Origin of the sequence: Pseudonocardia sp. T1-2H (assembly GCF_038039215.1) — a bacterium.
Lineage (GTDB): Bacteria > Actinomycetota > Actinomycetes > Mycobacteriales > Pseudonocardiaceae > Pseudonocardia.
Window position 1 is genome coordinate 3,285,580 of sequence record NZ_JBBPCL010000001.1, and the last position, 22,072, is coordinate 3,307,651.

The 22,072-nt window shown below is 73.4% G+C and carries 17 protein-coding genes and 4 pseudogenes; 8 read left to right on the top strand and 13 right to left on the bottom strand.

Translation table 11 applies throughout. The features are described from left to right. The first annotated feature begins 138 nt into the window (after positions 1-138). Positions 139-1,104: an AraC-like ligand-binding domain-containing protein gene (locus WBK50_RS16255; protein WP_341336428.1), complete on the top strand. Its 966-nt coding sequence runs from the start codon at positions 139-141 to the stop codon at positions 1,102-1,104. Here the strand turns inward: WBK50_RS16255 and WBK50_RS16260 are convergent. The 6 genes from WBK50_RS16260 to WBK50_RS16285 all read right to left on the bottom strand — a co-directional run bounded on the left by WBK50_RS16260 (position 1,080) and on the right by WBK50_RS16285 (position 8,213). After that, positions 1,080-1,508 (bottom strand): MarR family winged helix-turn-helix transcriptional regulator, encoded by a 429-nt coding sequence (locus tag WBK50_RS16260; protein WP_341336429.1) that lies wholly within the window; start codon positions 1,506-1,508, stop codon positions 1,080-1,082. The genes WBK50_RS16255 and WBK50_RS16260 overlap by 25 nt on opposite strands. Next, positions 1,505-2,947, bottom strand: a complete 1,443-nt coding sequence (locus WBK50_RS16265) for an MFS transporter (RefSeq protein ID WP_341336430.1) — start codon at positions 2,945-2,947, stop codon at positions 1,505-1,507. The genes WBK50_RS16260 and WBK50_RS16265 overlap by 4 nt, the downstream gene beginning before the upstream one ends. Positions 2,948-3,001: 54 nt before the next feature. Continuing rightward, entirely contained in the window at positions 3,002-4,921 is a 1,920-nt protein-coding gene (locus WBK50_RS16270; protein WP_341339409.1) for an ABC transporter ATP-binding protein, read from the bottom strand. Positions 4,922-5,090: 169 nt separating this feature from the next. Further along, a complete protein-coding gene (locus tag WBK50_RS16275; RefSeq protein ID WP_341336431.1) occupies positions 5,091-5,879 on the bottom strand; it encodes an enoyl-CoA hydratase/isomerase family protein in 789 nt (262 codons plus the stop codon). A gap of 177 nt (positions 5,880-6,056) precedes the next feature. Then, positions 6,057-6,266, bottom strand: coding sequence for a helix-turn-helix domain-containing protein (locus tag WBK50_RS16280; protein ID WP_297498401.1), 210 nt, complete (start codon positions 6,264-6,266; stop codon positions 6,057-6,059). A 324-nt stretch (positions 6,267-6,590) separates the two neighbouring features. Beyond that, the gene (locus tag WBK50_RS16285) at positions 6,591-8,213 is read right to left on the bottom strand and encodes an ABC-F family ATP-binding cassette domain-containing protein (protein WP_341336432.1); all 1,623 of its coding nucleotides are present in this window, start codon (positions 8,211-8,213) and stop codon (positions 6,591-6,593) included. A gap of 352 nt (positions 8,214-8,565) precedes the next feature. Here WBK50_RS16285 and WBK50_RS16290 point away from each other — a divergent pair, with 352 nt between their 5' ends. The 4 genes from WBK50_RS16290 to WBK50_RS16305 are packed head-to-tail and all read left to right on the top strand — an operon-like array spanning position 8,566 to position 12,136. After that, positions 8,566-9,369, top strand: coding sequence for an SDR family oxidoreductase (locus tag WBK50_RS16290; RefSeq protein ID WP_341336433.1), 804 nt, complete (start codon positions 8,566-8,568; stop codon positions 9,367-9,369). Positions 9,370-9,383: 14 nt separating this feature from the next. Further along, the gene (locus WBK50_RS16295; protein WP_341336434.1) at positions 9,384-10,577 is read left to right on the top strand and encodes a lycopene cyclase family protein; all 1,194 of its coding nucleotides are present in this window, start codon (positions 9,384-9,386) and stop codon (positions 10,575-10,577) included. Between the two features lie 49 nt (positions 10,578-10,626). After that, on the top strand, positions 10,627-11,076 hold the full coding sequence (locus tag WBK50_RS16300) for a universal stress protein (RefSeq protein WP_341336435.1): 450 nt from the start codon (positions 10,627-10,629) through the stop codon (positions 11,074-11,076). 4 nt (positions 11,077-11,080) lie between these two features. Then, on the top strand, positions 11,081-12,136 hold the full coding sequence (locus WBK50_RS16305; protein WP_341336436.1) for an adenylate/guanylate cyclase domain-containing protein: 1,056 nt from the start codon (positions 11,081-11,083) through the stop codon (positions 12,134-12,136). A 79-nt stretch (positions 12,137-12,215) separates the two neighbouring features. Here WBK50_RS16305 and WBK50_RS16310 read toward each other — a convergent pair whose 3' ends face one another. The 7 genes and pseudogenes from WBK50_RS16310 to WBK50_RS16340 form a co-directional block, all read right to left on the bottom strand. Further along, a complete protein-coding gene (locus WBK50_RS16310; protein WP_341336437.1) occupies positions 12,216-12,629 on the bottom strand; it encodes a metal-sulfur cluster assembly factor in 414 nt (137 codons plus the stop codon). Beyond that, on the bottom strand, positions 12,626-13,093 hold the full coding sequence (sufU, locus tag WBK50_RS16315; protein ID WP_341336438.1) for a Fe-S cluster assembly sulfur transfer protein SufU: 468 nt from the start codon (positions 13,091-13,093) through the stop codon (positions 12,626-12,628). Before sufU ends, WBK50_RS16310 begins: the two co-directional genes overlap by 4 nt. Positions 13,094-13,095: 2 nt before the next feature. Further along, positions 13,096-14,385, bottom strand: a complete 1,290-nt coding sequence (locus WBK50_RS16320) for a cysteine desulfurase (protein WP_341336439.1) — start codon at positions 14,383-14,385, stop codon at positions 13,096-13,098. After that, a complete protein-coding gene (sufC, locus tag WBK50_RS16325; protein ID WP_341336440.1) occupies positions 14,385-15,158 on the bottom strand; it encodes a Fe-S cluster assembly ATPase SufC in 774 nt (257 codons plus the stop codon). Before sufC ends, WBK50_RS16320 begins: the two co-directional genes overlap by 1 nt. A gap of 51 nt (positions 15,159-15,209) precedes the next feature. Further along, positions 15,210-16,396: pseudogene (sufD, locus tag WBK50_RS16330) on the bottom strand (Fe-S cluster assembly protein SufD). After that, positions 16,393-17,829: a Fe-S cluster assembly protein SufB gene (gene sufB, locus WBK50_RS16335; RefSeq protein ID WP_341336441.1), complete on the bottom strand. Its 1,437-nt coding sequence runs from the start codon at positions 17,827-17,829 to the stop codon at positions 16,393-16,395. Before sufB ends, sufD begins: the two are co-directional and overlap by 4 nt. Then, positions 17,826-18,615, bottom strand: a pseudogene (locus WBK50_RS16340) (helix-turn-helix transcriptional regulator). The gene sufB and the pseudogene WBK50_RS16340 overlap by 4 nt, the downstream one beginning before the upstream one ends. 94 nt (positions 18,616-18,709) lie before the next feature. On the opposite strand from WBK50_RS16340, the gene mptB reads away from it, so the two are divergent. From mptB to WBK50_RS16355, 3 genes and pseudogenes are all read left to right on the top strand, one after another. Continuing rightward, complete coding sequence (gene mptB, locus WBK50_RS16345; protein ID WP_341336442.1) at positions 18,710-20,305, top strand: polyprenol phosphomannose-dependent alpha 1,6 mannosyltransferase MptB; 1,596 nt, start codon at positions 18,710-18,712, stop codon at positions 20,303-20,305. 35 nt (positions 20,306-20,340) lie between these two features. Beyond that, positions 20,341-21,249 (top strand): annotated as a pseudogene (locus WBK50_RS16350) (ABC transporter ATP-binding protein); the annotation flags it as partial. A 12-nt stretch (positions 21,250-21,261) separates the two neighbouring features. Then, positions 21,262-22,064, top strand: a pseudogene (locus tag WBK50_RS16355) (ABC transporter permease). Positions 22,065-22,072: the final 8 nt, after the last annotated feature.

A 22,072-nucleotide genomic window follows, 5' to 3' on the forward strand; every position in this document is an offset into this window, starting at 1 on the left:
GTTGGCTCCGCGCGCCAGGTGCTTGCCGCCCGGCGACCGGACGGGCCGGGTGCCGACCGGTTGACCTGCGCGCAACACGGTGCGAACGTCGGCATGCTTCGTGCGCATCGCGCCGCACGAGATCCGGGAGGTGAGGGCGTGGTCCTCGCAGCGGGATCGGCACCGGGCGGCACGACCGTGCGCGCGACCCGGCGCTTCGACGAGTGGCGGGACGCCATCCGGCACGACTTCGTGGCCCTGGACATGGCCCCGGACCGCGGCATCGGCGCGTTCTCCGGTTCGGTCCGCAGCGCCACCGTGGCCCACCTGCAGGTGTCCGAGGTCCGCTCGGTGACGCAGGTCTGCCGGCGCACGCCGTCGCTGGCAGGCGCGGACTCCCACGAGTTCCTGCAGATCGGCATGGTCAGCCGCGGCACCGGGGTGCTCGAGCAGGACGGCCGGCGGACCCTGCTCAGCCAGGGGGACTTCGCGGTCTACGAGACCGGGCGCCCGTTCGCCTGGAACCTCGGCGGCGCCTGGGAGCTGGACGTCTTCACCTGGCCGCGCGCGGCCGTCGGGCTCAGCACGGCCGAGTCCGCCGCCGTCACCGCCGTCCGCTTCGCCGGGCGGCAGGGGTTCTCCGGGATCGTCGGCGGGATGCTCCGCGGGCTGCTGACGGCCCCGCCCCGGCTCTCCCCGGCCGGCGCCGTGCGGGTGGCGGACGAGGTCGGCGAGCTGGTCGCGACGCTGGCGATCGAGCAGTCGGACCCGTGGGCGGTCGCGGACGCGCCGCAGCTCGCGCTGCTGCACCGGATCCACGACCACATCGACGCGCACCTGGCCGACCCCGAGCTCGGCCCCGTGTCGATCGCGCGGGCGCACTTCGTCTCCACCCGGCAGCTGCACCGGCTCTTCGCGGGCACCGGGGAGACGGTCACCCGCCGGATCCGCCGGCTCCGCCTGGAACGGTGCCGCCGCGAGCTGTCGGACCGGCGGCGCGCCACGGACTCGGTCACGGACATCTCCCGGCGCTGGGGCTTCCCGGACCTGCCCGGGTTCAGCCGGGCCTTCCGGAGCACCTACGGGCTGTCCCCGACCGACTACCGGGCCCGCTCCGGGTCCTGAACGAGCACGCCCAGGATCCGGTCCAGCTCGGCCAGGTCCGCCTCCGGCAGCGCCCGGACCCCGGGCGGCGGCTCGCCCAGGATCGCGCTCGCGACGGCGGCCGCCTCCTGCCCGGCCTCCGTGGCGCTGACGACCTTGCACCGCCGGTCCCCGGGATGCGGGTCCCGGCGGACGAGGCCCCGTTTCTGCAGCTCGTCGACGACGACGGTGGCATAGGGCCGGTCCACGGCCAGCGCGTCGGCCAGGTCGCTGAGCGTCGACGGCGTCTCCGCCACCCGGCGCAGCGCCTTGATCCGCACGAAGCTCAGGCCGAGTGCGTCCGCGGCCTCGCGCCGGCGGTCGTGCCGGTCCAGGACCAGGGAGCGCATCCGGAGCCAGGCGCGGACCGCGGCGGCCTCACTCATCGGGCCACCATCGCCGGGGTCACGGGCCGCTCGAACGTCGCGGCCGTCTCCTCCGCGGTCCGGCGGGCGGCCCGGGTGGTCGTCAGCAGACCCAGGATCATGATCGCGACCCCGCAGCCGACGACGATCGCCCAGCCGACGTGCGACGCCCCCGCCAGCCCGGTCCCCAGCGGCCCGGTGACCCGGGAGGTCACGACCGAACCGATGATCGCGACGCCCAGGGCCGTGCCCACCTGCCGGCTCGTCGAGGCGACCGCCGAGGCGACCCCGGCCTGCGCGGCCGGCATCCCGGACACCGCGGTGTTGGTGATCGGCGGGTTGATCAGGCCGAAACCGGCGCCGAGCGCCAGGTACCCGATCACCAGCAGCCAGAGGGGGTAGTCCGTGGTCAGCGGCAGCAGCGACGCGCCGCCCAGGGTCAGCCCGAGGCCACCGAGGACGAGCGGGATCCGGGCGCCGCGGGCGCCCACGATCCGTCCCGAGATCGGTGGCAGCACCGCGCAGAGGGCCGCCATCGGCAGCGTCAGCAGCCCTGCGTGCAGCGCGGAGAAGCCGCGGACCGACTGCAGGTAGAGGGCGTTGAGGAAGAGGAACCCGGCCAGCGACGCGAACGCGCACACCGCGATCACCGTAGCGCCCGAGAACGGGACGCTCCGGAAGAACCGGGGGTCGATCAGCGGATCCGTCCGGCGGGACTCCCACGGCACCAGCGTCACCGCCGCGACCGCGGCGGCGGCGAGGCAGCCGAGGATCAGCGGCGAGCCCCAACCCCGGACCGGTGCCTCGATGATCGCGAACGTCAGGCCGCCGAGGAGCACCATCACCAGCAGCTGGCCGACGGGATCGAGGCGGCGCGGACGGGGCGCCCGGGACTCCGGGATGAACCGGCCCGCGAGGATCATCGCCGCGATGCCCACCGGCACGTTGATCCAGAAGATGGACCGCCAACCCACGGCGTCGACCAGCAGGCCGCCCAGCACGGGACCGGCGGCCATGCTCAGCCCGGTGACCCCGCCCCAGACCCCGATGGCCCTGGCCCGCTCGCGGGGTTCGGTGAACACGTTCACGATGATCGACATGGCGACCGGGTTCAGCATCGACCCGCCGATCGCCTGCAGCACGCGGAACCCGACGAGCGCGCCCACGTTCGGCGCGATGCTGCAGGCCAGGGACCCGGCGCTGAACAGCAGCAGCCCGGTCCGGAAGACCCGGCGGCGGCCGATCCGGTCCGCGGTGGAGCCAGAGAGCATCAGCAGGCTCGCCAGGGTCAGCGTGTAGGCGTCGATCGTCCACTGCAGCGACGTGACCGAGGCGTCGAGGTCGTGCTGGATGGAGGGCAGCGCCAGGTTGACGATGGTGTTGTCCAGCCCGACGACGAACAGGCTGCAACAACAGATCATCAGCACCAGCTGCCGCCGCCGGCGGTCGAGCTCGGGCATGGCCACCTCAAGAAGCTTGTACCGGCACAATCATTAGCACGATACAACCATCCGTCAGCGAATCCCGTGCGGCAGCTCGTGACGGTGGTCGCAGCCGAGGATCGGGCAGGCGTCGACGGACGCGAGGGGGTCAGGCTCCTGGTCCGCGAACTGGGTGCGGTGCAGGGCCGCGTACCGGCCCTCCGCGTCGAGCAGCTCGGCGTGCGTGCCCTGCTCGACGACCCGGCCCGCCTCGATCACCGCGATCCGGTTCGCGGCCCGGATCGTGGACAGCCGGTGCGCGATGACGATCGCGGTGCGGCCCACCAGCGCCTCCACCAGGGCGGCCTGCACGGCGGCCTCGGACTCCGAGTCCAGGTGCGCGGTCGCCTCGTCGAGGATCACCACCCGCGGCTTGGCGAGCAGCAGCCGGGCGATCGTCAGCCGCTGCCGCTCGCCGCCGGAGAGCCGGTAGCCGCGCTCCCCCACCACCGTGGCGAGCCCGTCGGGCAGGGAGTCCAGCAGCTCGCCGAGCCGGGCCCGGACCAGGGCCTCGCGCAGCTCGGCGTCCGTCGCGTCGGGCGCGGCGTAGCGCAGGTTCGCGGCGATGGTGTCGTGGAAGAGATGGCCGTCCTGGGTGACCACCCCGACGGTGTCGCGCACGGACGCGGCGGTGAGGTCCCGGACGTCGATGCCACCCAGCTCGACGGCCCCGGAGTCGACGTCGTAGAGCCGCGGGACCAGCGACGCGATCGTGGACTTCCCCGCCCCCGACGGGCCGACGAGCGCGAGCAGCTCCCCCGCCCCCACCCGCAGGTCGATCCCGTGCAGCACCTCGCCGGGCGCCCGCTGGTCCAGGACCGCGACGTCCTCGAGCGAGGCCAGCGACACCTGCTCGGCGGTCGGGTAGGAGAAGTGCACGTCCCGCAGACGGACGTCGACGGGTCCGGCCGGCACGTCCCGGGCGTCCGGCTTCTCCCGGATCATGGGCTCGAGGTCCAGCACCTCGAAGACGCGCTCGAAGGCGACCAGCGCGGTCATCACGTCGACCCGGGCGTTGGCCAGCGCCGTCATCGGTGTGTAGAGCCGGGTGAGCAGCAGCGCGAGGGTGACGACCGTGCCCGCCTCGATCCGCCCGGTGACGGCGAGCCAGCCGCCGAGCCCGTAGACGAGCGCCTGGGCCAGCGCGGAGACCAGCGACAGCGACGTCACGAACACCCGGGAGACCATCGCCGTCCGCACCCCGATGTCGCGGACCCGCAGCGCGGTGACCTCGAACTCGCGGGCTTCCTGCGTGGGCCGCCCGAACAGCTTGACCAGCGTCGCCCCGGCCGCGGAGAACCGCTCGGTCATCTGCGTGCTCATCGAGGCGTTGAGGTCCGCGGAGTCCCGCCGCAGGTCCGCGATCCGGCGGCCCATCCGGCGCGCGGGCAGCACGAAGATCGGGAGCAGGATCAGCGCGAGGATGGTCACCTGCCAGGCCAGCCCGATCATCACGGCCAGGGCGAGCGTCAGCTGGATGACGTTGCTGAGCACGCTCGCCAGGGTCGTGGTGATCGCGGACTGGGCGCCGATGACGTCGTTGTTGAGCCGGCTGACCAGGGCGCCGGTGCGGGTGCGGGTGAAGAACGCGATCGGCATCCGCTGCACGTGGGTGAAGACGGCCGTGCGCAGGTCGACGATCAGCCCCTCCCCGACCCGGGAGGAGAACCACCGTGTGCCCAGCCCGATCACGGCCTCGCCGACGGCGAGCCCGGCGATGGCGAGGGCCAGGGCGATCGCCGTGCGGGCGGCGTCCGGCCCACCCGCGACGATCACGTTGACGACCCGACCGGCCAGGACCGGCGTGAGGACGCCGATCACCGCGGTCAGCGTGGTGAGCAGCAGGAACGCCAGCAGCCAGGACCGGTAGGGCGCGGCGAAGCGCCAGATGCGCGGGATCGTGCCCCTGGCGACCGACCGGGGCGCGTCGGCGGCACGGGTGACCCCGCGCATGATCGTGAATGGTCGGTCCACGGGCGACTCCTGCGACGACGGTAGGTCCCTCATCGTCACCCGACGCCGTCGGCCGCGCCCGCCGGCCCCCCGCACCCCTGACGGCAGGAAGCCACCTTCCTGCCGGAATCCGGCGGGAGAGCGGCTCTCCTGCCAAGTGGTCGGAGACTCAGCCTTCCCCGGCGGCCAGCGAGCGGAGGCGGCGCAGCTGGGCGGCGCGCTCCGCGGCGAGGGCGCCGGCGGGGTCGATCCCGTCCGCGACGCCGGAGAGCAGGCCGAGGGTCTCCCGCGCCGCCCCGGCGGGTGCGGTGACGAGCGCGGCCACCAGCTCCTCGACGGCCTTGTCCAGCTCCCCCGCCGGGACCACACGCTGCGCGAGGCCGATCGCCAGGGCCTCGTCCGCGCCGATCCGGCGGCCGCTCAGGCAGATCTCGACGGCGCGGGCGTACCCGACGGCACGGACGAGCGGGAAGGTGCCGCCCAGGTCGGGCACGATGCCCAGGGTGGGTTCGGCCATGCAGAACTGCACGTCGTCCGCGACGACGCGCAGGTCGCAGGCCAGCGCGAGCTGGAAACCGCCGCCGATGGCGTGGCCCTGGACTGCCGCGACGGTGACCCGGGCGGGATCGCGCAGCCACGAGAACCCGGCCTGGAAGGAGGCGATCGTCGCGTCCGCCTCGTCCTCGGCCATGCCGGCGAGGCTCGTGATGCCGGGCATGCCGTCGACGGTCTCTCCCGGCGGGACGGTGAACAGGCGCCGGTCCAGCCCGGCGGAGAACGCCCGGCCCTCGCCCCGGACCACGACGACGCGCACGGCCTCCGGCAGGGAGTCACCGACGCGGCGCAGCGCGTCCCACATCCGCGGGCTCTGCGCGTTGAGCGTGTCCGGGCGCACCAGGGACACGGTCGCCCGCGGGCCGTCCACCTCGAGCGTGACGCCGGTGTCGGCCAGATCCACGTCACTCAGCACAGTTCGCACGCCTCCCCGCCGGCCACCCTGGCCGACCGGGGGCGACGCTACCGCGCGCCGGATCGTGCGACGGGGGGTGGGGCAACGCCCTCCGCCGGGTGCTCGGGTCGAACCCCCGACGGCCGGCGCTGCTACCTACTCGACGACACCGCTGACGAGAAGCGGCTACTTCTTCTTGGTACGCGTCGCTCCGCCCCGACCACGGAGTGCCACCCCGGTCTCGCTGAGCACCCGGTGCACGAACCCGTAGGAACGTCCCGTCTGCTCCGCGAGAGCGCGAATGCTCGCACCCTTCTCGTACTTCTTCTTCAGATCCGTCGCGAGTTTGTCCCGCTGGGTGCCCGTGATACGAGCACCCTTCTTCAGGTCGGTCACGACACTTGACCTCCTCCACCCCGACGCGGCGCCTCGCCGCGTGACCGGCGCCTCCGGTGCGTCCGGTCCGGCAATGATGATCCAGAAGCGAGCGACGTGCCAGGCGATCAACGCACATGATCGGTGAACGGTTCGACCGAATGGATCACGCGGAAGAGTGGTGCTAAATCGGTCCTCGCGGCCCTACGTGACCATTCGGCGCCACAATTCGACACATGGCAGCGGTGAAACCGCTTTCGGTATCACTTGAGACGTCGAAACGGTGACCGTGCGCGTCCGGTCGGGCGATGCAGCGGGACGGCGCCGCTGCGCCGGATGATCGACTCAGGCGAGCTGCACGAGCTCGAGGTAGTCCGTGGACCAGTGGTCCTCGGTGCCGTCCGGCAGGACGATGACCTTGTCCGGGTTCAGGGCCTCGACGGCGCCCGGGTCGTGGGTCACCAGGACGACGGCCCCCGCGAAGCGGCGCAGCGCGTCGAGGACCTGCTCGCGGCTGGCCGGGTCCAGGTTGTTCGTGGGCTCGTCGAGCAGCAGCACGTTGGCCGAGCTGGAGACGAGGCCCGCCAGCGCGAGCCGGGTCCGCTCGCCACCGGAGAGGGTTCCCGCCTGCTGGTCGAGCTGCTCACCCGAGAACATGAACGTGCCCAGCACCGTGCGGAGCTGCTGCGCGTGGGTGTCCGGCGACGCGTGCCGGATGTTCTCCCAGACCGAGGCGTTCATGTCCAGCGTGTCGTGCTCCTGCGCGAAGTACCCGGTGCGCAGCCCGTGGCCGGGGAGGACCTCGCCGGCGTCCGGCTTCTCGGTCCCGGCCAGCAGCCGCAGCAGCGTGGTCTTGCCCGCGCCGTTGAGGCCGAGCACGACGACCTTGGCTCCCCGATCGACCGCGAGGTCGACGCCGGTGAACACCTCGAGCGAGCCGAACGCCTTGGTCAGGCCCTCGGCCGTCAGCGGGGTGCGCCCGCACGGCGCGGGGTCCGGGAAACGGATCTTGGCCACCCGGTCCGCCTGGCGGTCCGGCTCGAGGTTGGCCAGCAGCTCGTCCGCCCGCCTGGCCATGTTCTTGGCGGCGACGGCCTTGGTGGCCTTGGCCCCCATCTTCAGCGCCTGGGTGTGCAGGACCGACGCCTTCTTCTCGGCGTTGGCGCGCTCGCGGCGGCGGCGCTTCTCGTCCGTCGCCCGTGCCTCGAGGTAACGCTTCCAGTCCATGTTGTAGACGTCGACCTCGCCGCGGGTCGCGTCCAGGAACCACACCTTGTTGACGACGTCCGCGAGGAGATCCGTGTCGTGGCTGATCACCACGAGGCCACCCTCGTGGGACTGCAGGAACCCGCGCAGCCAGGTGATGGAGTCCGCGTCGAGGTGGTTCGTGGGCTCGTCGATCAGCAGCGTGGTGTTGCTCTGCGAACCGCCGTCCGAGGCCGCGAACAGGATCCGGGCGAGCTCGACGCGGCGGCGCTGACCACCGGAGAGCGTGGCGATCTGCTGGTCGAGCACCCGCTCGGGCAGCCCGAGGTGGGTGCAGATGCGCGCGGCCTCGCTCTCGGCGGCGTACCCGCCCAGGGCCGAGAAGCGCTCCTCGATCCGGCCGTACTCGCGCACGGCCTTGTCGTTCTCCGCGCCGTCGACCAGCTCGGCCATCGCCGTCTGGACCTTCTCCAGCTTGCGCAGCAGCTCGTCCAGGCCACGGGCGGAGAGCACCCGGTCCTTGGCGGTGACGGACAGGTCCCCCTCGCGCGGGTCCTGCGGCAGGTACCCGATGGGCGAGTTGGCGGTGACGCTGCCGCTGTACGGCTCGCCCTCCCCCGCGAGGACGCGCATCGAGGTGGTCTTGCCCGCGCCGTTGCGGCCGACGAGGCCGATCCGGTCCCCCGGCTGGACGCGCAGCGAGGCGTCGGAGAGCAGGATGCGGGAACCGGCGCGCAGTTCGAGGGCGTTGGCGGTGATCACGTGAAAGGGCTCCAGACCGGAGTACGAGGGGTGAGTCGGTAGGGGGCGGCCGCCGCGTGGGAGGACTCGCGGACAGAGCTGTCCGCCGCGGGGCGCACGCACCTACTCGATCTGGACCACGGCTCCAAGGTAGCGGGCGGTGTCGACCCGATTCACATCGCGGGGGTCCGACATGACCGATCTCACCACGGGCCGCGGTCGTCCTGGACCGAGCGGCGTTTTCTCTGCTGCCCATTCCAACGGGGATCGTGGCGCCCCGATTCCCCGTTTCCTCGATCGCCCCCACTGCCCGGACCTCGCCCTGTCCCCTCGGGGTGGTCGCCGCGCCGGCGGTGCGAAGTAGGGTCGCCCCATGAGCGACGTCACCGGAGCCGGTCCCCGTCCCGTCCCCCAGGATCTCGTGGGCCGGGCCGCTCTCGTCACGGGTGCCAGCCGGGGCATCGGCCTCGCGATCGCCGCCGAGCTGCTGGCCCGCGGCGCGTCGGTGGCGATCACCGGGCGCAAGGCCGAGCAGCTCGAGGCCGCGGCCGTCGAGCTGGGCAAGGGGTGCGGGGACCCGTCGCGGGTGCTCACCGTGCAGGGCAACGCGGGCGACGCCGCCCACCGCGAGGAGGCCGTCCGGCGCACCGTGGGGACCTTCGGGAGCATCGGCATCCTGGTCAACAACGCGGGGATCAACCCGCAGTACGGCCCGCTGGTCGACGCGGACCTCGGCGCGGTCACCAAGATCTTCGACGTCAACGTGGTCGCGGCGCTCGGGTTCGTGCAGCAGTGCTACCGCGCGGGGATGGGCGAGCACGGCGGCGCGATCGTCAACATCGCGTCGGTCGGCGGGCTGCGCTCGACCGGCGTGATCGGCGCGTACGGGGCGTCAAAGGCGGCGCTGATCAGGCTGACCGAGGAGCTCGCCGGGCAGCTCGGGCCGAAGATCCGGGTCAACGCCGTCGCGCCCGCCGTGGTGAAGACGGCCTTCGCCGCCGCGCTCTACGAGCGGGACGAGGCCGGGGTCGCCGCGGGCTACCCGATGAAGCGGCTCGGGGTGCCGGAGGACGTCGCGGCGGCGGTCGGGTTCCTCGTGTCGGACGCGTCGAGCTGGATCACCGGGGACACGATCCGGATCGACGGCGGCTCGCTCTCCGCGGGGAGGCACGCCTGAGCCCCACACCGGATGTGCTCGTCGTCGGCGGCGGTCCCGCGGGACGGGCGCTGGCCGGCGCCGCCGCGCGGCTCGGGCTGCGGACCGCGCTCGTGGACCAGGCGCCGGAGCGGCCCTGGCGCTCGACGTTCGCCGCCTGGGCGGACGAGCTGCCCGCGGACCTGCCCGCGTCCGCCGTCGCGTCGCGTTCCCGCGGCCGGGCGATCGCGCGCACCGAGCGGTCCCTGGGCTGGGAGTACGCCGTCCTGCACGTCGACGGGCTGCGCGCGCACCTCGACGCCGGGCTCGACGGCGTCGCGCTGCACCGCGGCCGGGTGCTCGGGACGGACGGCGGCGCGGCCCGGCTCGCGGACGGCGGCGCCCTCGAGGCCAAGGTCGTGATCGACGCCGGTGGGCACCGCTCCCCGCTCGGCGCGCCCGTGCGCAGGGCCGCGGCCGAGCAGACGGCCCACGGGACCGTCGTCGACACGCACACCGCCGCACCGCTCGTGGCCCCCGGAGAGTCGCTGTTCATGGACTGGCGGCCGGACCACGGCGAGGACGGTTGGCCGACCTTCCTCTACGCCGTCCCGCTCGGGGGCGGGGCCGTCCTGCTCGAGGAGACCTCCCTGGCCCGGCGGCCGGGACTCCCGCTCTCGGTGCTCCGCCGCAGGCTCGCGGCGCGGCTGGCCCACCACGGCGTCACCGTCCCGCCGGACGCGCGGGAGGAGAAGGTGCGCTTCCCGGTCGACGGCCCGCGCCACCCGGTCGGTTTCGGGGCCGCCGCCCCGCTGGTCCACCCGGCCACCGGGTTCAGCGTCGCCACCGCGCTCACCCTCGCGCCGACCGTGGCGGCGGCGCTCGCCCGCTGGCTGCCGGACTCCCCGGACCGGGCGCGGCGCGCCGCACAGGACGTCATCTGGCCGGCGTCCGCCCGAGCCGTGCACCTGCTGCGCCACCGCGGCCTGGAGGCGCTGCTGCGGATGCCCCCGGCCGCGGTACCGGAGTTCTTCGAGGTGTTCCTCGGTCTGCCGCCGCGGCATCGCTGGGCCTATCTGACCGGCCGCGACGACCTCGGCGGCACCCTCGCCGCCATGGGCGCGCTCTTCGGCCGTTCGGAGTGGTGGCTACGCGCCCGTCTGGTGGGACCCGCGCTGCTCCCCCGGACGCCCGCTGCCTGGTCAGCGACCGGCGGGTCGGGTGGCGGAACTCCCGATACCACACGGTAACCTCCCGCGACCAGACGTGATTTCCCGCGCTCGAAGAGTCGGAGGCCCCATGTCCGCCTACACCACCGTCGTCGTCGGTACCGACGGATCCGCCACCTCGTACGCCGCCGTCGAGCGGGCCGCGGCCGTCGCCCGCGACAGCGGCGCCGAGCTCGTCATCGTCTCGGCGTACACGCCTGCGACCCGCGAGGAGACCGCCGGCGCCGAGGACGCCCTCGGCGACGAGGCCTACCTCGTCCGCGGCTGGTCCCCGGCAGAGGAGGCACTGCGCACCGCCGAGGACCGCGCCGTCGCCGTCGGCGCCACCAAGATCACCAAGCACGCGGAGGACGGCGCCCCCGTCGACGTGCTGCGCAAAGCGGTCCTGGAGCGCAAGGCGGACCTGCTGGTCGTCGGCAACAAGGGGCTCAACACCCTGAGCGGGCGACTGCTCGGCTCGGTGCCCGCGGACGTCGCGCGCCGCTCGGGCGTGGACGTGCTCATCGTCCACACGACCTGATCCGGTGGCCGACGGCTGGCTCGACGACCTGGGCGAGCTCCTCTCCGCCGCCCAGCGCGGCGAGGCCCGCCGGGTCGACGAGTCCGGATCGCTGATGTCCGCGCTCGAGGAGATCGTTCTCGGGGCGCCGCGCGAGTACACCCGCGCGGAGGTCGTCGAACGGGCCGGGATCCCGCCCGAGGAGGGCCACCGGCTCTGGCGCGCGCTCGGCTTCCCCGAGGTCGAGGACGCGGACGTCCTGTTCACCGAGCGGGACGTCGAGGCGGCCACCGAGCTGCGCCGGCTGACCGAGGCCGGCGTGCTGGCCCCGGACGAGCGGGAGGCCGTGGGCCGGGCGGTCGCGCAGGCGATGTCCCGGCTCGCCGAGTGGCAGGTCGGGATGCTCGCCCGGATGGTCGCCGAGCGGGCCGAGGAGCTGACGCCCGAGCAGTCGCTGCAGCTCGCGGCCGGCCTGCTGCCGAAGCTGGAGCACCTGCAGTCCTACATCTGGCGGCGGCACATGGCGGCCACGGTGTCGCGCTTCGTCGTCGGCCGGGACGGGTCCTCGGACGCCGAGCCCGGCGCGCAGACCTGGCCGCTGGCCGTCGGGTTCGCGGACATGGTGGGCTTCACCCGCACGACGCGGCGCCGCTCCGCCGCCGAGCTGAGCGAGATGATCGAGCGGTTCTCCTCCAGCACCACCGACGTGATCGCCGAGGGGCACGGCCGGATCGTCAAGACGGTCGGCGACGAGGTCCTCTTCGTGGCCGACGACGCGGGCGCGGCCGCCGCGATCGCCCTCGCGCTGCGGGAGCGGGTCGAGGCCGAACCGTCACTCCCCCGGCTGCGGATCGGCGTCGCGTACGGGGAGGTCCTGGTCCGCTACGGGGACGTGTACGGCGAGGTCGTCAACATCGCCGCGCGGCTCACCAGCCACGCGCGGCCGGACTCGATCCTGGTGGACCGCGAGGTGGCCGCGGCGCTCCGGGACGACCCGCGCTTCCAGATCCGTCCGCTCAGGCCGCTGCAGGTCCGCGGCTACCGCAACCTGCACCCGTTCCTGCTCGGCGGCGCCGGCTGACGAGGGGCCCGGGAACGACGAACGGCCCGCTCGTCCCGACCTACGGGACGAACGGGCCGTACGGGAAGAAGGGCGCTGGTCAGACCCGGAAGCCGAGGGCGCGCAGCTGCTCGCGGCCGTCCTCGGTGATCTTCTCCGGGCCCCACGGCGGCATCCAGACCCAGTTGATCGTGATGTCCTCGACGAGGCCGCCGGTGCCGCCACCGGTGAGGGCGCTGCGCGCCTGCTCCTCGATGACGTCCGTGAGCGGGCAGGCGGCGGAGGTCAGGGTCATGTCGATGATCGCCTTGTTGTCCTGCACGGCGAGGCCGTAGACGAGGCCGAGGTCGACGACGTTGATCCCCAGCTCGGGGTCCACGACGTCCCGCATGGCCTCCTCGATGTCGTCGAGGGAGGGGCCTTCCGCGGCGGCCGCGGAAGGCTCGGGCATCCCGGCAGCGCCCCGGACGACCTCCTCCTCGGCGGCGGGGGTGGTCTCGGTCGTGTCGCTCATGCCTGGGCTCCCTTCGGGGTTGCCTCGTCGTGTACCCGGACCACGGCGTCCTTGAACGCCATCCAGCCCAGGAGCGCGCACTTGACCCGCGCCGGGTACTTCGCGACGCCCGCGAAGGCGACGCCGTCCCCGATCACGGCCTCGTCCGGCTCCACCTTGCCCCGGCCCTGCGCCATCTCCTGGAACGAGGCCAGGATGCGGAAGGCCTCGTCGACGCTCTGCCCGACGACGAGATCGGTCATCACCGACGTCGAGGCCTGGCTGATCGAGCAGCCCAGGCTCTCGTAGGAGACGTCCTGGACCTTCTCGCCGGACTCGTCCAGCTTCACCCGCAGCGTCACCTCGTCCCCGCAGGTCGGGTTGACGTGGTGGGTCTCCGCGTCGAACGGGTCCCGCAGGCCCGCCCCGTGGGGCGAGCGGTAGTGATCCAGGATGATCTCCTGGTACATCTGCTCGAGCCGCATTCCTAGCTCACCCCGAAGAAGTCCCGGGCGGCCCGCACACCCTCGGCGAGCTGGGCCACCTCGTCCACCGTCGTGTACACGTGGAACGACGCGCGGACGGTCGCGGCGATTCCGAAGCGGCGGTGCAGCGGCCAGGCGCAGTGGTGCCCGACCCGCACCGCGATGCCGCGGTCGTCGAGGACCTGGCCGACGTCGTGCGCGTGCACGTCCTCCACCACGAAGCTCACCGCGCCCCCGCGGGCCTCGAGCGAGTCCGGCCCGACGATCCGGACGCCCGGGACCTCGCGCAGGGTGTCCAGCGCGACCTTCACCAGCTCCAGCTCGTGGGCCGCGACCCTGTCCATGCCGATCGCGGAGAGATAGTCCACCGCCGCGCCCAGGCCCACGGCCTGCGACGTCATCGGCACGCCGGCCTCGAACCGCTGCGGCGGCGGCGCGTAGGACGAGCCCTCCATCCGCACCAGCTCGATCATCGAGCCGCCGGTGAGGAACGGCGGCATGGCCTCGAGCAGCTCGGTGCGCCCGTAGAGCACGCCGACACCGGACGGGCCGAGCATCTTGTGCCCGGAGAACGCCGCGAAGTCCACGCCGAGCGCCGTCAGGTTGACCGGCATGTGCGGCACGGACTGGCACGCGTCGAGGACGGTCAGCGCGCCGACCGCCCTCGCCCGCCGGACCAGCTCCTCGACCGGCGCGATCGAACCCAGCACGTTCGACTGGTGCGCGAACGCGACGACCTTCGTGCGGTCGGTGAGCTCGAGGGAGTCCAGGTCGATCCGGCCGTCCGCGGTCACCGAGTACCAGCGCAGGGTCGCCCCGGTCCGCCGGCACAGCTCCTGCCACGGGACCAGGTTGGCGTGGTGCTCCAGCTCGGTCACGACGATCTCGTCCCCGGGGCCGAGCGCGAACCGCTCGGACTCGGGGCCGAGCCCGGTCCTGATCGACGAGTTGCTCATCGCGTACGCCACGAGGTTGATCGCCTCGGTGGCGTTCTTGACGAACACCAGCTCCGCCGGGTCCGCACCGACGAACGCGGCGATCCGCGCGCGGGCGGACTCGTAGTCGTCCGTCGCCTCCTCGGCCAACTGGTGCGCGCCGCGGTGGACCGCGGCGTTGTGCTGCTCGAGGAAGGCGCGCTCGGCGTCGAGCACCTGGCGGGGCCGCTGCGAGGTGGCCCCGGAGTCCAGGTAGACCAGCGGACGGCCCTCGCGGACCGTGCGCTGCAGGATCGGGAAGTCGTCGCGGATCGTGGCGACATCCAGACCCGAGGGATGGGTCTGAACGGTGGTCATCAGACGACGGCCTCCGCCTGGGCGGCCTTGACGAAGCGCTCGTAGCCGTTCTTCTCGAGGTCGTCCGCCAGCTCGGGGCCGCCGGACTCGACGACGCGGCCCGCGGCGAACACGTGCACGTGGTCGGGCTTGATGTACTGCAGGATCCGCGTGTAGTGCGTGATCAGCAGGACACCGGTCTCGCCGCCCTCGCGGTAGCGGTTCACGCCCTCGGACACGACGCGCAGCGCGTCGACGTCCAGGCCGGAGTCCGTCTCGTCCAGCACCGCGATCTTCGGCTTGAGCAGGGCGAGCTGGAGCACCTCGTGGCGCTTCTTCTCGCCGCCGGAGAAGCCCTCGTTGACCGAGCGGTCCGCGAAGTCCGGGTCGATGTCGAGGTCGTTCATCGCGCCCTTGACCTCCTTGACCCAGGTCCGGAGCTTGGGGGCCTCGCCACGGACCGCGGTGGCCGCGGAGCGCAGGAAGTTCGCCATCGAGACGCCGGGGACCTCGACCGGGTACTGCATGGCCAGGAAGAGGCCGGCGCGGGCGCGCTCGTCGACGGTCATGTCGAGCACGTTCTCGCCGTCGAGGAGGACCTCGCCGCTCGTGATCTCGTACTTGGGGTGGCCGGCGATGGCGTAGGCCAGCGTCGACTTGCCCGAGCCGTTCGGGCCCATGATCGCGTGGGTCTCGCCGGCGCGGACGGTGAGGTTCACCCCGCGCAGGATCTCCTTGGGCCCGTCCTCGGTGGTCACCGAGGCGTGCAGGTCCTTGATCTCCAAGGTGGACATCGTGAGAGTCAGCTCCGTCTTCGCAGAAAGTGTGGTGGGGGCGCGGTGCCGTCAGGCGCCGGCGAGGGCCAGCTCGGCCTCGATGGCGGCCTCGAGGCGCTCGCGCAGCTCGGGGGTCGGGAGCCGCTGCAGGATCTCGCCGAAGAAGCCGCGGACGACCAGGCGGCGAGCGACGTCCTCGGGGATGCCGCGGCTCTGCAAGTAGAACAGCTGCTCGTCGTCGAATCTTCCGGTGGCGCTGGCGTGCCCGGCGCCGGCGATCTCGCCGGTCTCGATCTCCAGGTTCGGCACCGAGTCCGCCCGGGCGTGCTCGGTGAGCACGAGGTTCCGGTTGAACTCGAAGGTCTCGGTGTTCTCGGCCGCGGCCCGGATGAGCACGTCCCCGATCCACACCGTGTGCGCGTTCGTGGCGCCCTGCATGCCCTGCAGGGCGTTCTTGTAGAGCACGTTGGACTTGCAGTTCGGCACCGCGTGGTCGACGAGCAGGCGCTGCTCGAGGTGCTGGCCGGCGTCGGCGAACCCGAGGCCCAGCAGCTCCGCGTCCCCGCCCGGGCCGGTGTAGCGCACGGTGGGGCTGACCCGGACCAGGTCCCCGCCCAGCGATACCGCGATGGCGCGCAGGGTGGCGTCCCGGCCGATGCTCAGGTGGTGCGCGGCCACGTGCACCGCGTCGTCCGCCCACTCGTCGGTGACGACGAGGTTGAGCCGGGAGCCGTCCGCCAGCACGACCTCGAGGTTGTCCGCCAGGACACCCGAGCCGCGCTGCACCAGCACGACCGTGGCCTCGGTGTGCGGGGTGGTGCGCAGCTGCAGGTGCAGCGCCGCGCTCTCCCCACGCCCGGGCCGTCCACGGTGACCGTGACCGGCTCGGGCGTGCCGTCGATCGTGACGACGGTGGCCTCACGGAAGGCGCTCCACGCGGCGGCCGCGATGCGGTCCGCGGGGATACCGGCCGCACCGAGGCGCGTGTCGTCCCGGCCGACCGTCTCGACGGTGACGCCGTCGACCGCCGGGACGTCGACCTTCGCCGACCCGGTGAACGTCGCGGTGCCGTCGTGCAGCCCGCGCAGCCGCTTCATCGGCGTGAAGCGCCAGTTCTCCTCGCGGCCGCCGGGGACCTCGAAGGCCTCGACGTCCGTGGACTGGAAACGCTCACCGGCGCTGGCCTCGGGAACGATGCCCGAGCCCCGCTTGGCGCCCTTCAGTTCCGGGGCGAGCCCGGAGACGACCTCGGTCATCCGACCGAACCCTCCATCTGCAGTTCGATGAGCCGGTTCAGCTCCAGCGCGTACTCCATGGGCAGCTCGCGCGCGATGGGCTCGACGAACCCGCGCACGACCATCGCCATGGCCTCGTCCTCGGTCAGGCCCCGGCTCATCAGGTAGAAGAGCTGGTCGCCGCTGACCTTGGAGACCGTGGCCTCGTGGCCCATCGAGACGTCGTCGGTGCGAACGTCCACGTACGGATAGGTGTCGCTGCGACTGATCGTGTCGACCAGCAGCGCGTCGCACTTCACCGTCGAGCGGGAGTTCTTCGCCCGCGCGTTGACCTGCACGAGACCACGGTAGGAGGTCCGGCCGCCGCCGCGCGCCACCGACTTCGAGATGATCGTCGAGGACGTGTTCGGCGCCATGTGCACCATCTTCGCGCCGGCGTCCTGGTGCTGGCCCTCGCCCGCGAAGGCGATCGAGAGGACCTCGCCCTTCGCGTGCTCGCCCATCAGCCAGACCGCCGGGTACTTCATGGTCACCTTGGAGCCGAGGTTGCCGTCGACCCACTCCATGGTCGCGCCCTCCTCGGCCTTGGCGCGCTTGGTGACCAGGTTGTAGACGTTGTTCGACCAGTTCTGGATGGTCGTGTAGCGGCAGCGGCCGCCCTTCTTCACGACGATCTCGACGACCGCGGAGTGCAGCGAGTCCGACTTGTAGATCGGCGCGGTGCAGCCCTCGACGTAGTGCACGTAGGCACCCTCGTCGACGATGATCAGCGTCCGCTCGAACTGGCCCATGTTCTCGGTGTTGATCCGGAAGTAGGCCTGCAGCGGGATGTCCACGTGCACGCCCGGCGGCACGTAGATGAACGAGCCGCCCGACCACACGGCCGAGTTCAGCGCGGAGAACTTGTTGTCCCCGGACGGGATGACCGAGCCGAAGTACTCCCGGAAGAGCTCCGGGTGCTCCTTGAGCGCGGTGTCCGTGTCGAGGAAGATCACGCCCTGCTCCTCCAGGTCCTCGCGGATCTGGTGGTAGACGACCTCGGACTCGTACTGCGCCGCGACACCGGACACCAGGCGGGCCTTCTCGGCCTCCGGGATGCCCAGCTTGTCGTAGGTGTTCTTGATGTCCTCGGGCAGTTCCTCCCAGGAGGTGGCCTGCTTCTCCGTGGACCGCACGAAGTACTTGATGTTGTCGAAGTCGATCCCCGACAGGTCCGACCCCCAGCGGGGCATCGGCTTGCGCTCGAACAGGTCCAGCGCCTTCAGTCGGAAGTCGAGCATCCACTGCGGCTCGCTCTTGAGCCGCGAGATGTCGGCGACGACGTCGGCGGAGAGCCCACGGCGGGCGGTGGCACCGGCTGCGTCCGAGTCGGCCCAACCGAAGTCGTACCGGCCGAGCGTCGCGAGCGTCTCCTCCTGGGTGAGCCCTGGCTTCACTTCAGGGGCTGTCGTCATTCGGACTGCCTCCCTTTCGGGACTGTGGTGGTGTGGTCGGACCGCGTGAAGAGTTCGGGACCCTCGAGCGGAACGTGTGTGGTGCACGTGGAGTCTCCACGCGCGATGGTGGCCAGCCGCTGGACGTGCGTGCCGAGGAGCTCGGCGAAGGCCTTGGTCTCGGCCTCGCAGAGCTGGGGGAACTCGGCCGCGACGTGGGCCACCGGACAGTGGTGCTGGCAGAGCTGGACGCCGTGTCCCGCCTCGCGGGACTGCGCGGCGTAGCCCCGCGCGGTGAGGACCCGCGCGAGCGCGGCCGCGCGCTCCTCCGGCGTGCCCGCCGCGGCGATCTCCGCCGCGCCGGGGCCGATCAGCTCCTGCACCCGGCTGCGGGCGAAGTCCCCGACGGCGTCCGCCCCGGCGTGCGCGGCGAGGAACCGCAGCGCCGCCGTGGCGAGGTCGTCGTAGCCGTGGCCGAAGCGGGCGCGGCCGGCGTCGGTGAGGAGGAAGTGTTTGGCCGGCCGTCCGCGGCCCCGCCGGCGCAGCCGCGGCGCGTCCCGCGTCTCGGCCTCGCCGTCCGCGAGCAGCGTGTCGAGGTGCCGCCGCACGGCCGCCGCCGAGAAGCTCCAGCTCCGCCGCGACGTCCGCCGCGGTGACCGGCCCCTGCTCCATGAGCAGGCGCGCGACCGCCTCGCGGGTGCGCCCCTCGCCGCTCGGCCCGTGTGCGGGCAGCACCGGCAGATCGATCCGACCCGACACCTGGGGTGCCCGGTCGTCGATCGCGGAGGTCCGCCCGGCTGTTTTCACAACACCAGTGTTGCGGATATCGGCGCGGACAGCAAAGGCGGCTCCCCGCCGGGTGAGGCGACTCACCCCGATCATCGCTCGCTACCCTGCTCGAATGGCGGTTCCGGAGGTCGAGGCGGCGCGGAGGGGCGGCGCGCACGTCGACCGTCCGCGGGACGCCGTCGCGCCGCCGGTGGCGCCACCCCCGCGCGATCCGGCGCGGCTCGCCCGCCGGCTCGGCCTCACCGGGGCCCTCCTCATGGCGATCGGCGCCCTCGGGGCCGGGGCTCTGCCCGTCCCGAACCCGCTCAACGGCCTGCGGGTGCTCGGGCTCCCCGCCCGCAACGCGACGCTGGCCATCGCGCTCACCTACGCGGGCATGGGCATGCTCGTCCTCGCCTGGCTCTGGATCGGCCGGATGCTCTCGGCCCGCGGCGCGGTCGCGCCCGCGCCGGAGCGCCCCGCCCTGGCCCGCACGGCGCTGCTGTGGGCGCTCCCGCTGGCGATCGCCCCCCCGCTGTTCAGCAAGGACGTCTACAGCTACCTCGCCCAGAGCGCGATCGGCGCCCGGGGCCTCGACCCCTACGTCCTGGGCCCGGCGCAGGCCCTCGGGGTGGACGATCCGCTCACCCGCACCATCCCGACGATCTGGCGGGACACCCCGGCGCCCTACGGCCCGCTGTTCCTGGCCCTGGGCCGCGGGATCACCGCGATCAGCGGCAACGACGTCGTCCTGGGCGTCCTGCTCCACCGCGTCCTGGCGCTGTGCGGCGTGGCGCTGATCATCTGGGCGCTGCCGAAGCTGGCCCGGCGCTGCGGGGTCGAGCCGGGCCTGGCGCTCTGGCTCGGCGCCGCGAACCCGCTGGTGCTGTTCCACCTGGTCAGCGGCATCCACAACGAAGCCCTGATGCTGGGACTGATGCTCGCCGGGCTGCACGTCGCGCTCGGCAGCGTGGACGCACCCCCGCGGACCTGGCAGTGGGTGGTGGGCGCGGCGTTGATCACCGGCGGGGCGGCGGTGAAGCTGCCCGCGGCCCTCGCGCTCGGCTTCGTCGGGGTGGACCTGGCCCGGCGCCGCGGAGGCCGGGTCCGGGACGTCGCGGCGGCGGCCGCGGGGCTGGGCGCGGTGGCCGTCGTCGTCCTGCTCGCGCTCGGGTTCGGCACGGGGCTGGGCTTCGGCTGGGTGTCCACGCTCGGCACGGCCAACGCGATCCGCAGCTGGATGTCCGTGGCCACGGACCTCGGCCAGCTCAGCGGGCAGATCGGGATCCTGGCCGGCCTCGGGGACCACACGGACACCACTCTGATGCTCACCCGCGGGGTGGGCGGGATCGCCTCGGCGCTCCTCTGCGTGTGGCTGCTGCTGGCGGTCCTGCGCGGCCGCGTCGACGCGGTGACGGGGGTGGGCGCCGGGCTCGGCGCCGTCGTCCTGCTCGGGCCGGTCGTGCATCCCTGGTACCTGCTGTGGGCGGCCGTACCGCTCGCCGCCACCCGGGGGCTCCCCCGCTACCGCCGGGCCGCGCTCGCGGCCTCGGCGGTGCTGGCGGTGATGGTCCCGCCGACGGGTGCGGACTTCAACTTCCGCGCGTACCAGCTCCCGATGGCCATCGTGGCCGGCATCGTCCTGCTCGGGGTGGCGGTGCTGCTCGTCCGTCGCACCGCGCTGCGGGACAGCGGGTCCGGCGCCGACCTCGGCGGCCCAACTCTCTAGACTCCCCCACCGTGACGCCCACTCCGCCGCCGCTCCTGGCGGCCCCAGCCGTCTCCGTGCGGGGCCTGGTGAAGCGCTACGGGCGGACCACCGCCGTCGACGGCCTGGACCTGCGGCTCGAGCCCGCCAGCGTGCTCGCCCTGCTCGGCCCGAACGGCGCCGGCAAGTCCACCACGGTGGAGATCTGCGAGGGCTTCGTGAGGGCGGACGAGGGCGAGATCCGCGTCCTCGGGATGGACCCCGCCGGCGCCCCGGACGCGCTGCGGGCCCGGATCGGGATCATGCCGCAGGGCGGCGGCGCCTACCCCGGCGTGAAGGCCGAGGAGATGCTCCGGGTCGTGGCGGCCTGCGCGGCCGAGCCCCTGGACGTCCGCTGGCTGATCGAGGTCCTCGGCCTCGCCGGCTGCGCCCGCACGCCGTTCAAGCGGCTCTCCGGCGGCCAGCAGCAGCGCCTCGCGCTGGCCTGCGCGGTCGTCGGGCGGCCCGAGCTGGTCTTCCTCGACGAGCCGACGGCGGGCATGGACCCGCAGGGCCGGCGCCTGGTCTGGGAGCTGGTCGAGGCGCTGCGCCGGGACGGCGTCGCGGTGCTGCTCACCACGCACCTGATGGAGGAGGCCGAGGCGCTGGCGGACCAGGTCGTGATCATGGATCACGGCAGGGTGGTCGCCCAGGGCAGCCCCGCCGAGCTGACCTCCGGCGGCGAGCAGCAGGAGCTGCGGTTCCGCGCCCGCACCGGGATGGACGTCGAGGCGCTGGCCGCCGCGCTGCCCGTCGGGCACAGCGCCGCGGAGACGGTCGCCGGGCGCTACGTCGTCCGCGGCCGGATCGACCCCGCCGTGCTCTCGGCGATCACCGGCTGGTGCGCGGACCAGGGCGCCCTCGCGGACGACGTCCAGGTCGCCCGGCGCAGCCTCGAGGACGTCTTCCTCGACCTCACCGGACGGGGAGCTCCGCTCGTGACGACGTCCGGCCACGACGGGCGCGCGGCACGGTTCGCGCCCGGCACCTTCACCCCCGCCCCGGGCGGGGCTCCCTCGCCACGATGCTGCTGGCCCAGGCGGGCACCGAGACCCGGCTGGCCCTGCGCCACGGCGAGCAGGTGCTGCTCACCCTGCTGATCCCGATCGTGCTGCTCGTCGGCCTGTCCCTGCTGCCGATCCTGTCGCTGCCCGAGCCGCGGGTGAACTCGGTGACGCCGGGGATCCTCGCGCTCGCGGTGATGTCGACCGCCTTCACCAGCCAGGCCATCACCCTTGGCTTCGACCGGCGCTACGGCGTGATCCGCCGGCTCGCCGCGACCGCGCTGCCGCGCTGGCTGCTCGTCGCCGGGCGGATGGCGGCGATGCTGGCCGTGGTCGTCGTGCAGGTCGTGGTGCTCTCGGTCGTCGCCGCATTCCTCGGGTGGAGGCCCGCCGCGGCCGGTCTCGGCTGGGCGGTGCTGCTCGTCCTGCTCGGCTGCGCCGCGTTCGGCGCCCTCGGCGTGCTGCTCGGCGGCACCCTGCGCTCGGACATCGTGCTGGCCGTGGCGAACGTCGTGTGGTTCGTGCTGCTGCTCGGCGGCGGCATCGTGATCCCGCTGGCCGATCTGCCGGCCGGGCTCGCGGCCGTGGCGGGGCTGCTCCCGTCCGGGGCGCTGGCCGAGGGGCTGCGGACCGCCCTGGTCGACGGCGCCGCACCGGGCCCGGGGCCGGTCCTCGTGCTGCTGGCCTGGGCGGTCGTCGGGGCGGGCGTCGCGGTGCGGACCGTCCGGCTGCGCTGATCGACCGG

Coding starts and splice junctions, on each gene's coding strand:
- sufC (WP_341336440.1), bottom strand. CDS start 15,158: ATGTCCACCTTGGAGATCAAGGACCTGCACGCCTCGGTGACCACCGAG.
- WBK50_RS16260 (WP_341336429.1), bottom strand. CDS start 1,508: ATGAGTGAGGCCGCCGCGGTCCGCGCCTGGCTCCGGATGCGCTCCCTG.
- sufB (WP_341336441.1), bottom strand. CDS start 17,829: ATGACGACAGCCCCTGAAGTGAAGCCAGGGCTCACCCAGGAGGAGACG.
- sufU (WP_341336438.1), bottom strand. CDS start 13,093: ATGCGGCTCGAGCAGATGTACCAGGAGATCATCCTGGATCACTACCGC.
- WBK50_RS16310 (WP_341336437.1), bottom strand. CDS start 12,629: ATGAGCGACACGACCGAGACCACCCCCGCCGCCGAGGAGGAGGTCGTC.
- mptB (WP_341336442.1), top strand. CDS start 18,710: ATGGCGGTTCCGGAGGTCGAGGCGGCGCGGAGGGGCGGCGCGCACGTC.
- WBK50_RS16300 (WP_341336435.1), top strand. CDS start 10,627: ATGTCCGCCTACACCACCGTCGTCGTCGGTACCGACGGATCCGCCACC.
- WBK50_RS16290 (WP_341336433.1), top strand. CDS start 8,566: ATGAGCGACGTCACCGGAGCCGGTCCCCGTCCCGTCCCCCAGGATCTC.
- WBK50_RS16265 (WP_341336430.1), bottom strand. CDS start 2,947: ATGCCCGAGCTCGACCGCCGGCGGCGGCAGCTGGTGCTGATGATCTGT.
- WBK50_RS16320 (WP_341336439.1), bottom strand. CDS start 14,385: ATGACCACCGTTCAGACCCATCCCTCGGGTCTGGATGTCGCCACGATC.
- WBK50_RS16270 (WP_341339409.1), bottom strand. CDS start 4,921: ATGCGCGGGGTCACCCGTGCCGCCGACGCGCCCCGGTCGGTCGCCAGG.